The organism is Bradyrhizobium sp. USDA 372 (genome assembly GCF_053629095.1).
On record NZ_JBRJHR010000001.1, the window covers coordinates 5086346 to 5098978 of the forward strand.

A 12633-nucleotide genomic window follows, 5' to 3' on the forward strand; every position below is an offset into this window, starting at 1 on the left:
GTCCTTTTGGCCAAAAGGAACGGTGTGCGGGCACTGAAATAGCAGAGTTTTAGCTGGATGGAGCGCACACCTATCATCGCAAGAGATGAGCAAGCGGACCTAGGAGACGTGCTTTGTACATCGTGATCCACAAAAAAAGCAGGAGCGCGCTGGATGCCACCGGCGACATGTACTGGTCCAGGAAAGGGAAAAGAAATGTTCCAGGCGAGCGCGGAAGAGGTCTGCTCAATCATAAAAAGTCTCGGCGTCCAAGGCTCGGCTTGAGGCCTGCGCCGAGTGCCCGAAGCCAAGCACGTTATAACCGAGATCGTCGGTCTCTTCGGCCCGTGATCGATAATGTTACCAAAATAGGAATCGTATGAACTCGCAATAAATCGTCATCCACGTCCGCTTCGCCCCGAACGGGAGGGTGATACAAATCAGCGAGCGTCCGGCCAAGCTCACGCCAGACCAGTGGTTTGATGTCCTCAACACCCGTGCCAGCTCGGCTTATCGGCCGCTCACTCGTGGCCGCGGGATTTTTCGGCTGAGCCGGACTGCGGTTGATATCTTCAAGCAGGAAACTGCGAGGCCGAGATGAGCGAACAAAACCTGGCGGGATTTGATGAGTGAATAGGTCCGAGGGTTTTGCCGTCTTTCCGGCCGATGCCATTGAGCTGAACGAGGCCATGGGCTCTTAGCCTGTCGGGGACCGCTGATAGAAGCGAGAAGCGAACGACATTGCCCCTGCTTCGGCAATAATTGCGAGGCGCGCAGTCCAAAGCGAAGGATCGTTGCAGCAGCGAACGTTGCGCATCTGGTGTGCAACTTACCTTAAAGAATTTGGATCGTGAATAAGCGATGAGTGGATAAACAGATCGAGATGACAGGAGAAGAGGTTGGAATTGATCAGGAGGCGGCTTCGGACGCGTAGGTATCTATCGCTCATCTTTGGCGACGACAACCACTATGACGCCCGCTCATTGCGCCTGTTTCGCAAGCGCGGGTGGGAATCATGGGACGTTCAATAGTAAGAGACTGTTGGGCATGATGTGCTCGCACCTCATCCCTTCAGCACTATCAGAGGATAGGCGGATGAACTCAGAAAGAGAAATGGAGCTCCCTCAGGTTTATCGGCATCATGTCTTTGCCTGCAACACGCAGCGTCCGCCAGACCATCCCCACGGCAGTTGCGGCGCCTCAGGCGCGCAAGCCCTGTGGGACCGAATGGGCAAGGCGATCGAAGCGCAAGGCCTCAACGATATTGGTTTCACGATGGCGGGCTGCCTTGGATTTTGTAACTCTGGTCCCTTGCTGGTCGTCTATCCCGGCGGAATCTGGTACCGCGTGACCACGCCTGAGGACGTTGACCAGATCGTCAAATCCCACCTCAAGCAGGGCAAACGTGTCGACCGCCTTGTGATGTGCTCAAGCGAAGTTAGAGGCGTCGTGGCGACCACTTGACCGGACCAGCAAGCATGGACGGCGTGCTCGTCCATGAGCTGCCCGGCCTCTCGGAGCTCGGATCGTCTGAGGGTGACCGTCCAACTCGAGCTCCGGGTCGCTAACAGTGGGTCATTGACATGGGCGCGGCGCACCGCCTCTTGTGAGGCAAATAGGCAAAGTGGCTCCTTTGCAACGCGCGGCGAAGCAGTAATATGATTATAACGCGCCGATCTGTTCGTGTATCGTCACTTACGTGCCGCGCGATCCGTGGCTCACAGCGATAGAAATGCTGCGAATGATTTCCTGCCTCTGGCCAGCTGACGCGTCGATGAGGCGTCAGCCGGCTCCCCACTGCAGACGGTGAGGGCAGGAGATGCGCTTGATGCGCTCGCAGCGTCCGAGTTGATCAAACGGTGTCTCCTTGACCCTGTTCTGCCTCAGAACCTGTAAGCGACGCCGCCGCTGACGAGCCATGGATCGATATTGGCGCGCCCGGTGACAGCAATCGCATTGTTTACGGTCGCGGAGTACTCCGGCCGCAGCCACAGCTTCTTCACGTCAAAATTGAGCCCCCAGTGACGGTCTAGCATGTAATCGAAGCCGAACTGGACCGCCGCGCCGAATTGGTTTTTGATGTGTAGATCCGTGACGGCAAGGCCGAATAGCGACGCATTGGCTGCCGATTGGTTGAAGAATGCAGTGTAGTTGATGCCCGCGCCGATATACGGCTTCAGTGGGCCGAAATCGGTGAAGTGATATTGCAGGGTTAGTGTTGGCGGCAACAGCCAGGCGGTGCCGATATCGAGGCCAGTGAGTACGCCATTGCCGCTGATGTGATGGCGAGTCGCGCCGAGAATGAGTTCAGCGGCTACGTTTTTTGTGAAGAAGTAGGTGATATCGAGCTCTGGTATGGCTCGCTCGCTGAGCGAAAGCCCTGAACTCGGTGACGACAGCGATGGCGTTCCGGCAACGTTTACCGAGCTACCTGCGGTATCCGGCAAAACGCCGAGCACGCGCAGGCGGATCATCCAGGGGCTGGAGGGCTCTATTGGAGGCGCTTTATAGTAGACCGGCGCCGGGCCCAGATCCGCACCTCGTACCGAATTGCTGGCGAACGAGCTCGCAAGCGCGAGGACCGATGCCCTCGCCAGAACTGTTAGTACTCTCATCGAAGTCTCCATTCCAAAATTCGCGCGAGCAGCCGCGCGAGATCTCTGTCACACATGAGGAACGGAGTAGTATTTGATACCAATCAAAATCGAAGCGACGGTTAGCACAATTGTCCCGCTAAGTTGCATTAGGATCACGGCCGCGAAACGTGTTCTGTTCTGATCGTGTTTCAACCTAGTAGTCAATCTAAACAAATCCTTTGAAGAATCTGCCTCTCGGCGTGGCGCTCCGATTCAATGCGGGCGGCGGAGGTCGCGCGTGATAAAGGTAGCAAATGCGGCTACGTCTCTCACACGTTACAAAGCGGCAAGCGCGGCATTCCAGTGCAATACCGGCGATGCCCCGCTACGAGCAATCACTCGCTCGGGCCGTCTCGGCGGAGGTTTCCGCGGTTACTTCGCGTGAAGCAAGCCAAAAGTGAAGAATGTCATTTTTGCCTCGCTTTATGGCTGGCAGAGACGCTCAGCGTCTTCACGTCTGCCGGCAGGGCGTGCGGTGTGCTTCGTGCAAGCATACCTCGAGATTATCTTGCGTCTTGCCGCCAAGCAGCGACAGCACTGGCTCACGATCGAGTCCGGCACTTCGTGTCCCGTCTACGTCGACCAGCGGTCGCCGTATCAGGAGCGGATCCCCTACCATCAATGCGAGTGCGCTTGCCGCGTCGATAGAATCGGGATTGACTTCGCCTGACTTGATACGGGGCGCGGCTCGGTTGAACCAGGAGTTAACGGGCATATTGCGGAAGAAGCTGCGCAATTCGTCCGCGTGCCATGGCTGCTTCAAGATGTCTTGCACCACCACGTGGTGGCCGGCGGACTTGAGCGCTTGAATCTGACGCGCGTTATTGGCGCAGCCGGGCTTCTGATAAACGATGATTGTCGTCACGGCATACCTATGTATGGATGCTGAGCTGAATGTGTGGCAAGCCGCTGCCGCGAGCCCATTCGAAGTTCTTGCCGGTCAACTCCGATATCTGCGCACCAAGCGCCGTATCGCATTTGCAACACTCGCCGCTGGTCCGCCAGGTTTCGAGCCCGTCCGGCATATTCATTCTCCCGAAATCGCTCGGCCTGTGAGAGGAACAGCAAGTTCCGTTCCACAACTGGAGAGATCGGAATAGATCCCGTGATTCCGGCTTTTGGCGTTGATGTTTGTGGTTGTTTGTTTGTTTTCCGACAGCCGCGCAGATCCCGTCACATCCAAAATAACCAACGATCACGCGCCGGCTGGTTGGCCTTTGTAAGCATAATCAGAGGCTTAATGTATGGAGTCAGGCGCTGGCACGGCTGTTGCTAATGAGCTGCAGCAACACTGAGTGAGGGCTGAGTGCACGCCGACGCCGAAGGCGAGCGATGCGCTCCTTCCCTTGAACCCGTGTGCCCTCGCTTCTGTGAGAGAACCAAGCTCGCACAAGAAGCGCGTAACTTTTGGCAAATTGGTTGATGGAGAGCAACATGTCTTCACTAAGACAAATCGCGTTCTACGGCAAAGGCGGCATCGGCAAGTCCACCACTTCGCAGAACACGCTGGCGGCGCTAGCCGAGATGGGTCAGAAAATCCTGATTGTAGGGTGCGATCCGAAGGCGGACTCGACCCGCCTGATTCTGCACGCGAAGGCGCAAGACACGATTTTGAGCCTTGCCGCGAGCGCAGGCAGCGTGGAGGACCTAGAACTCGAGGACGTAATGAAGGTCGGCTACAAGGACATTCGTTGCGTGGAGTCCGGTGGTCCCGAGCCGGGTGTCGGCTGTGCCGGCCGCGGTGTCATCACCTCGATCAATTTTCTGGAAGAGAACGGCGCCTACGAGAACATCGACTATGTTTCGTACGACGTGCTTGGCGACGTCGTTTGCGGCGGCTTTGCGATGCCAATCCGCGAGAACAAGGCGCAGGAAATCTATATCGTGATGTCCGGTGAGATGATGGCGATGTATGCCGCGAACAACATTTCCAAGGGCATCCTGAAATACGCGAACTCTGGCGGAGTGCGGCTGGGCGGTCTGATCTGCAACGAGCGGCAGACCGACAAGGAGCTGGAACTGGCGGAAGCGTTGGCCAAGAAGCTAGGCACTCAGCTGATCTACTTCGTGCCACGCGACAACGTGGTGCAGCATGCCGAGTTGCGCCGCATGACGGTGCTAGAATATGCACCCGATTCCAAGCAGGCCGATCACTATCGCAATCTTGCGACCAAGGTTCACAATAATGGCGGCAAAGGCATCATCCCGACCCCGATCTCCATGGATGAGCTCGAGGACATGCTGATGGAGCATGGCATTATGAAGCCCGTGGACGAATCCATCATCGGCAAGACCGCCGCTGAACTCGCGGCCTCGTAAAGGTCGCGAGTCGCGGCCTTGTAAAGGCGCCCGACGGATGCCGGTCTCCCTCACGGCCCATGCCGGGAGGCCGGCAATCTGACGAGCGACCCTGATCAAAACCAGGATGCGGCACGCAAACCTGACCATTGTGGAGACCCGCAAAATTATGTCCGAAGCGCACTTCCTTCCGTCGCTGGCTGCTTGTGCCGTTGATATCAACAGCCAGATGCACAGGGGAATTGCAACCTACCGCATGCTCACCGGTGTGTCTCCTGCAGATGCCGATATTACCATTGACAGCAATCTCGATCGCCATGTCCTGGCGTCTATCCTGGCGGCTGCCACAATGGATGGTGGCTCCCTTACCGAGAAGGCGGGCCTGTCCGGCCTTGAACTGGTGGCCTTGCTGGAGCAGTACTTTCCCACGCTTGAGATCAAGCTCGCGAAGCAGCTTTCGGCCTTCAAGTGCGAAGAGGACGACGAGATCGCAATGCTGCGCGATCTCTTGCTCAAGCAACGATCGACGGAAGGGGATATCGGCCACTGGCTGGCTGCGATGATCGCGCGCCGCGCCATTGAGCCGGGCCATCTGTGGGAAGCTCTCGGCTTGCGCAATCGCGGCGAACTCTCTCGGCTGCTGAGCCGTCATTTCGCGCCGCTCGCCGCGCGCAATTTCAACAATATGCGCTGGAAGCGCTTCTTCTACCGCATGCTTTGTGAGAATGAAGGCCTCGTGATGTGCACAACACCCGTGTGCAATCAATGTCACGACTTCAACATCTGCTTCGGTGAAGAAAGCGGTGAGAGCCGGATGGCCGAGCGCCGGCCCGATTTTCTGTTGCAGGCGGCTCGGCCGGTGGTTGCCGGCCACCGGCCATCTGAAGTGCCACAAGGGGCCGCTATCGCCCAGTCATCCGAGAAGGCCTCGCCGGATTTGGTAAGCCGCGCGCGACGTTGAGAGCGCGGCTGATGCCGTTTCCATGCCAGCGAGTGACCATGTGTTCAAGGCCGCGGCGGCCCCCAAGTGCTCCGCAACAATCTCACATCCTGGCGAGCCGCAATTGCTAACGTTCCAACAGGCAATGCGTCCGCGTCATGACCTGTCGCATTTGCGACAATCATTTGCTCAAGAAGGTCGAGGGCGGAAGCGGTAGAGTCGTCAATGGGTTGGCCGGGACGGCAGGCTGGCATGCTGGTTGCTGAAGCGTAGGTAGGTCAAAGAATGAGGAGCTCTCGCGTGATCGCCGCCAGCACCGCCGCCAAATCGTCTTGGTCCGACCAGGTGCGCGCGAGGCCCACCGTGCTCAACGACACGACATTGCGCGACGGCGAGCAGGCACCTGGCGTTGCGTTCACCACAGAGGAAAAGCTGGGGATCGCGCAGGCGCTGGCGCGGGCCGGAGTCACGGAGATCGAGGCGGGAACGCCGGCGATGGGCAACGAGGAGATCGCCGCCATCCGCGCCATTGTCGAAGCAGATCCTCCGCTGACCACCATAGGCTGGTGCCGGATGCGGGAATCTGATGTCGACGCGGCGATCGAAGCAAAGGTGTCCATGATCAACATGTCGATCCCGACCTCCGATGTCCAGATCGCGGCCAAGCTAGGTGGTCATCGCGACATGGCGCTAGAACGGGTGAAGCGAGTGGTAGGCTATGCCTGTGAGCGCGGACTTGAGATCGCCGTCGGTGGTGAGGACTCCTCCCGCGCCGACATTGATTTTCTCATTAGACTGATGGCGACTGCAAAAGCCGCGGGCGCGCGTCGCTTTCGTATTGCAGATACGCTCAGTATGCTCGATCCCGACGCAACCTACGCGCTGGTCGGAAATTTGCGTGCGACTACTGATCTCGAACTCGAATTTCACGGTCACGATGATCTAGGACTCGCAACCGCGAACACGCTCTCCGCCATCAGGGCTGGCGCGAGCCACGCCTCAGTGACCGTCATCGGGCTGGGCGAGCGGGCCGGAAATGCACCGCTCGAGGAAATCGCGGTCGCACTCAAGCAGCTCTACGGGCGCGAGACCGGCATCATACTCCCGGAGCTCGAGAACGTCGCCACGGTGGTAGCAGCCGCGGCCGCACGTGCGATTCCTATGAACAAGGCGATCGTCGGACAGCATGTATTTACGCACGAATCCGGGATTCATGTCGCTGGCCTTTTGAAGGATCAGTGCACCTATCAATCGCTTGATCCCGCTTTGCTTGGCCGCTGCAACCGCTTTGTGTTCGGCAAGCATTCCGGACTTGCGGCGATCACCGCGTTACTCGATGAACTGCAGCTCGTCGCCAGCGACGATCAAGCCAGGCAGATCCTGTCGCAAGTCCGCAAATATGCCATCGAGCACAAGCTGCCGGTCGAGCGCGAAACCGTGGCGGCGATTCTGGCGCGACGTGTGCGGATGCTTGGCAACCTACCCCGCGTGAAAAGCCGTGTCCAGCAACGTTTGCGTCGACTCTTCGCAAACCGACGCGCTGCAAGGACAGTGTCCGATGTCGCTGATGGCGCGAGCGGCGTCCAGCTTTCGCACGTCAGATCCCCTTGCGCGATCTCACCTCCAGATCTTACTTCCCGTTCCGCCATACAAGCTGTGATCTCCTACCCAACGACGCGCCGTCCCCGGACCGCCAATCGGCATCTTCTCGCGCGGCTGATTTGCAGTCCGACGACCTCCTGACGAGCGTCAACCTAGATCGTGGTTTGGCCATTGATCCCGGATCTTCATCGGGACTGGCTTCGTCACCGGCGGACCTGCCGATCTGGGCAGCGAAGTTGAGACCGCCGCTTTCGGGACTCAGGCTGTGGCGATGCGGACCAGCTGTGCGAGGCAGGACGGCAGAAGTCAACAGGCGCCACCCCATCTCATTGACCGTCCAGAGCTAAGCCGAAGGAGAATTTTCGATGATCAGCTCACCCACGCCAGCCGGTATCCTGGATCGGCTCAGCAAGGCCTCGTCGGCAGAGGATTTTTTCTCGCTGCTTGGCGTCGATTACGACCCCAAGATCGTAAATGTCGCACGCCTTCACATCTTAAAGCGCATGGGACAATATTTTACCGAAGAGCAATTTACTGGCGCCGAAGAGCCGGAAATCAGAGCGAGGTGCAAGGCGATGCTGGAGCAAGCCTATGCAGATTTTGTGGCATCGTCACCGATCGATCAGCGAGTGTTCAAGGTTTTGAAGGATGCCGTCGCGGACCGTAAGAAGGCCGGGGCCTTTGTCCCGTTGAGCGAGTTGAAGTGATTTAGCGTTTCACTGTAAAGCGAATTACGACCGGCCGGCGCCGAGGCAATCCGATATTGGGGCCATCTCTTTGTGCTCAAGTATCTGCAGCCATCACCGGAGCGGCGGCTGTCGTATTCCCGACCCATGTCTGGACTGGTCGTGTCGACGGTATCAGGGGTTGTTTGAATTGTGTCGCAGGCCATTACTTCCGACTGGCTTTCAATGGTCTTTGCAACTGGTACGACACTTGCTGTTGTCCTGCCAGCGGTGCCGACAGATGGCAGTCGACCGCGATGAGTTTGAAGGAGGACCTATGATGCTGTTTTTACTACCTGCTGAGACCTGCGCTACCATTTCGAGGCGCATAATCGCGTTAGCTCCCCTCGAAACCGGTTTTGACGCGATCAAAGCTCCGTAACGTCGGTGAGATGCTGGTCAATGGATAAGTCTTCGCTTCGCGTTACTCCTGCACTCCGTATGCACAACATCATCTGCATCAAATCGGTCGCCGATCCCGCTCAGATTTGTGCCCATCTCATGGCGGATGGGAACGGTGCCACGAAGAGCGCCAGGTTCGGCCCATACGGAGTGCTTTCGTTTGATGGCCGGGATGGATTGCGTGACAGAAGTGTTGCCAGGATCGCCCTCGTTTGCACCGCCAATGTGGAGTCGTTGGGCCGAACTGGGTCGCAGGTACTGCGCAGCGTACGAACTCGCCCACTCAGGCGCCGAAGCGATCGGTTAGAATCACCACAGCGCCCTGGCGAGCCGCGGTGGCGCTCGTCGAACCCGACGGGTAACGGTCGAGTTTGGAAGACCTCTGCAAATCCAGTCGGACGGGTGCGTCTATTGCGACGACCTGTGTTGTTGTGTGGCCGGTCCGAACACGCAGGCGGGGCAGAGCAGCCAGCCACTTGCTAACCGAAAGTGATCTTCAGTTGACGAAGCGAAAAAGCAACCCGTGGCGCCGGCGCCCCTATCGTTGAGGAGGAATTTGAAACTATGAGCAACGTCAGCAGAACGGCCATGCCAGCGGCTGCCGGCCGCGCAGCAGCCAAAAAAGAGCTGCCGGAGCGCTTTAAGTCGTACAAGCACGTCTGGGTCTTCGTCGAGCTTGAGCGTGGTCAGGTGCATCCCGTTTCCTGGGAGCTTATGGGTGCAGGGCGCGGCCTTGCCGACAGGCTAAAAGTGAATCTTGCCGCTGTGGTTATCGGTCCGGAGGGGCAGCACACACGTAACGCCGCGCTTGAAGCCTTTTGCTATGGCGCCGATCTGGCCTATCTCGTGAGCGACAATGTTTTGTCGGATTACCGTAACGAATCCTATACCAAGGCGCTAACCGAACTCGTCAACACGTACAAGCCCGAGATCCTGCTGTTGGGTGCGACGACGCTCGGTCGCGATCTCGCAGGTTCTGTGGCCACGACCCTGTCGACGGGGCTCACTGCCGACTGCACCGCGCTGGACGTGGACGCCGATGGTTCGCTTGCGGCGACGCGTCCGACCTTTGGCGGCTCGCTGCTCTGCACGATCTACACGCTAAATTATCGTCCGCAGATGGCCACCGTCCGCCCGCGGGTCATGCCGATGCCTGAGCGTGTCGACCGCGATGCCGCTCGTATCGTCGTTCATCCGCTCGGCCTTTTCGAAGACGATATCGTCACAAAAGTATTGTCATTTCTGCCCGACCGCGATGCACAAACGTCCAATCTGGCCTATGCCGATGTCGTGGTTGCGGGCGGCCTAGGGCTAGGATCGCCTGAGAACTTTCGGTTGGTGCGCGAGCTCGCAAATCTGCTTGGCGCCGAATATGGCTGCTCGCGTCCTCTCGTGCAAAAAGGGTGGGTTACGTCTGACCGGCAGATCGGCCAGACAGGCAAAACCATCCGGCCGAAGCTCTATATTGCCGCGGGCATTTCCGGTGCGATCCAGCACCGGGTTGGCGTCGAGGGCGCGGATCTGATCGTCGCTATCAATACTGACAAGAACGCTCCGATCTTCGACTTCGCCCATCTCGCGATCGTCAGTGATGCCATTCAATTGCTACCTACGCTGACGGCTGCATTCCGCGCGCGGCTTTTGCCAGAGTCGCGCGCCCGGATCGCGGTCTAGAGGAGATGAGGATGATTGAAGAGAAATTCGATGCGATCGTGGTCGGAGCCGGTATGGCCGGAAATGCGGCGGCATTGACGATGGCCAAACGCGGCATGAAGGTGCTGCAGCTCGAGCGGGGCGAATATCCCGGATCGAAGAATGTGCAGGGCGCCATCCTATATGCCGATATGATGGAAAAGCTGATCCCCGAGTTTCGAGAGGAGGCGCCGCTCGAACGCCACCTGATCGAACAGCGGTTCTGGATGATGGACGACCGCTCCCATGTCGGCATGCACTACCGTTCGGAGGACTTCAACGAGGAGCGGCCGAACCGCTATACGATCATACGCGCTCAGTTTGACAAATGGTTTTCTTCCAAGGTGCGTGAAGCTGGTGCGATCGTGCTGTGCGAGACCACCGTCACCGAGCTCGTACGGGACGATCGTGAAAGGATCGTCGGTGTTCGTACAGATCGCAGAGACGGCGAAATACATGCCGACGTCGTCGTCCTGGCCGAAGGGGTCAATGGCCTGCTCGGCACACGTGCAGGCCTACGCGCGCGCCCGACAGCCGACAACGTTGCGCTCGCGGTTAAGGAAATGCATTTCCTGCCTCGCGAGACTATCGAGGCGCGCTTCAATCTCAGGGGCGATGAAGGCGTCGTGATCGAGGCGGCCGGCACCATTTCTCGTGGCATGACCGGGATGGGTTTCATCTACGCCAATAAAGAGTGCATTTCGCTTGGCATCGGTTGTCTTGTCGCCGACTTCCAGCGCACTGGCCAAACGCCGTACGGACTGCTCGATCAATTCAAGAGGCATCCCTCTGTGGCGCCCCTGTTAGCAGGGTCCGAAGTCAAGGAATATTCGGCGCATCTCATCCCCGAAGGCGGTTACAAGTCGATCCCGCAGCTTTTTGGGGAAGGCTGGGTCGTAGTGGGCGATGCAGCCCAACTAAACAATGCCATTCATCGTGAGGGCTCCAATCTCGCGATGACCTCCGGCCGTATCGCCGCGGAAGCGATCGGTCTGGTTAAATCACGCGGCGAACCGATGAGTGCAACAAATCTGTCAATTTACAAGAAGATGCTGGACGATTCGTTCGTCATCAAAGATCTGAAGAAGTACAAGGATTTGCCGCCCCTAATGCATACTCACTCCCAGAACTTCTTTCTCACCTATCCGCAGCTCATCTCCAAGGCGATGCAGAACTTTGTGCGCGTCGATGGTACGCCCAAGGCTGAAAAGGAGAAAGCTAGCCTGAAATCCTTTGTCAAGGCGCGGTCATGGTCAGGTCTGTTTGGGGATGCTTGTCGTCTTGCGCGGGCCTGGCGCTGACCGCAACAGTGTGAAGTCCAACAATGGAAGGCTAAAGCATGAGTTCCGAACCCGCGGTGCGCGTCGAAGACAAGCTGTATTACAACCGCTATCTTGTCGACGTCGGAAACCCTCACGTCAAGGTCCGTGCGCACACAACGCCATCGCCGCAGCTACTTTCACTTTTGAAAGTCTGCCCCGCGCGGTGCTACGAGCTCAACGACGGCGGCCAGGTCGAGGTAGCGGTGGACGGCTGCATCGAGTGCGGTACCTGTCGCGTTATCGCTGAGCCGACCGGGGACATCCAATGGAGCCATCCGCGCGGCGGGTATGGTGTGCTGTTCAAGTTTGGGTGATGGTGAACGAAGGCCGCCGGGCGACCGAGGCGAGGCGTGGGAACTCATCCTATCCGTGGCGCATTGCGTGTCATATGCGGGACGGCGGGAATTCGACCACGACGCTCTTCATGAGGACGCTGCGCAACATGACTTGCCGACGTGACCCGTCGTGCAGCTCGTACGAGAGCCGCAAAGGCCTCGTTGTGGTGCCACTGCGTGGCGCCCCAACTGCGTTGATCGAATGGCAGAGTAGAAATCAGCCTCTCGCCTGAGCGGGGGCGGACCCAGCGGCCTCGATAGCGACCGCCACTGACTGCGTGATCGCAGCAAAACGCACGGCGGTGTGTATCTCTCTGGAATCAACGCCCGCGGCCCTCAGTGTCTTCTCATGGGCATCAATGCAGACACCGCAACCATTTATGACGGAGACAGCAAGCGACCACAGCTCGAAATCTGTCTTGTCCACCCCGTGATTGCCGATCACGTCCATACGTAGCCGTGGCGGCATCGCCTTGTATTCCGGGTCGGAAACAAGGTGAGCGAAGCGGTAGTAGACGTTGTTCATCGCCTCCACAGTGGCGGCGGCTTTCGCTGCGGCGATCTCTACAGAGGTCATCACGGCGCCAGCAGCAGCCCGTATTTTCTCTGCAGCGAAAACGTCTCATCGGTCACCACGGAGATCACGTTAAGCCGGACATCCTTCGCGAAATCGGGAATCCTTATTTGTTCGATCCACGACAT

General features: G+C 58.2%; 9 protein-coding genes and 2 pseudogenes. 8 read left to right on the plus strand and 3 right to left on the minus strand.

Translation table 11 applies throughout. The features are described 5' to 3' along the window. Positions 1-1074 precede the first annotated feature (1074 nt). On the plus strand, positions 1075-1443 hold the full coding sequence (locus tag AB7M16_RS23955) for a (2Fe-2S) ferredoxin domain-containing protein (RefSeq protein WP_124163611.1): 369 nt from the start codon (positions 1075-1077) through the stop codon (positions 1441-1443). A 419-nt stretch (positions 1444-1862) separates the two neighbouring features. Here AB7M16_RS23955 and AB7M16_RS23960 read toward each other — a convergent pair whose 3' ends face one another. Both AB7M16_RS23960 and AB7M16_RS23965 read right to left on the minus strand, forming a co-directional pair. Next, on the minus strand, positions 1863-2606 hold the full coding sequence (locus AB7M16_RS23960; RefSeq protein ID WP_199763379.1) for an OmpW/AlkL family protein: 744 nt from the start codon (positions 2604-2606) through the stop codon (positions 1863-1865). A 460-nt stretch (positions 2607-3066) separates the two neighbouring features. Next, a complete protein-coding gene (locus AB7M16_RS23965) occupies positions 3067-3480 on the minus strand; it encodes an ArsC/Spx/MgsR family protein (protein WP_036032000.1) in 414 nt (137 codons plus the stop codon). Between the two features lie 569 nt (positions 3481-4049). On the opposite strand from AB7M16_RS23965, the gene nifH reads away from it, so the two are divergent. The 7 genes and pseudogenes from nifH (at position 4050) to AB7M16_RS24000 (ending at position 11910) form a co-directional block, all read left to right on the plus strand. After that, entirely contained in the window at positions 4050-4934 is an 885-nt protein-coding gene (nifH, locus tag AB7M16_RS23970) for a nitrogenase iron protein (RefSeq protein ID WP_027571409.1), read from the plus strand. A gap of 148 nt (positions 4935-5082) precedes the next feature. Continuing rightward, positions 5083-5874 carry a nitrogen fixation protein NifQ gene (locus AB7M16_RS23975; RefSeq protein ID WP_036032003.1) on the plus strand — a complete coding sequence of 264 codons (792 nt, stop codon included), beginning with the start codon at positions 5083-5085 and terminating at the stop codon, positions 5872-5874. 264 nt (positions 5875-6138) lie between these two features. After that, positions 6139-7345, plus strand: a pseudogene (nifV, locus tag AB7M16_RS23980) (homocitrate synthase). A gap of 475 nt (positions 7346-7820) precedes the next feature. Beyond that, positions 7821-8162, plus strand: a complete 342-nt coding sequence (nifW, locus tag AB7M16_RS23985; RefSeq protein ID WP_124163612.1) for a nitrogenase stabilizing/protective protein NifW — start codon at positions 7821-7823, stop codon at positions 8160-8162. A gap of 984 nt (positions 8163-9146) precedes the next feature. Next, the gene (locus tag AB7M16_RS23990; RefSeq protein ID WP_074448543.1) at positions 9147-10256 is read left to right on the plus strand and encodes an electron transfer flavoprotein subunit alpha/FixB family protein; all 1110 of its coding nucleotides are present in this window, start codon (positions 9147-9149) and stop codon (positions 10254-10256) included. Between the two features lie 11 nt (positions 10257-10267). Further along, complete coding sequence (locus AB7M16_RS23995; RefSeq protein WP_036014868.1) at positions 10268-11575, plus strand: FAD-dependent oxidoreductase; 1308 nt, start codon at positions 10268-10270, stop codon at positions 11573-11575. Between the two features lie 38 nt (positions 11576-11613). Further along, a complete protein-coding gene (locus AB7M16_RS24000; protein ID WP_036014950.1) occupies positions 11614-11910 on the plus strand; it encodes a ferredoxin family protein in 297 nt (98 codons plus the stop codon). Between the two features lie 238 nt (positions 11911-12148). Here the strand turns inward: AB7M16_RS24000 and AB7M16_RS24005 are convergent. Then, positions 12149-12633: pseudogene (locus tag AB7M16_RS24005) on the minus strand (carboxymuconolactone decarboxylase family protein).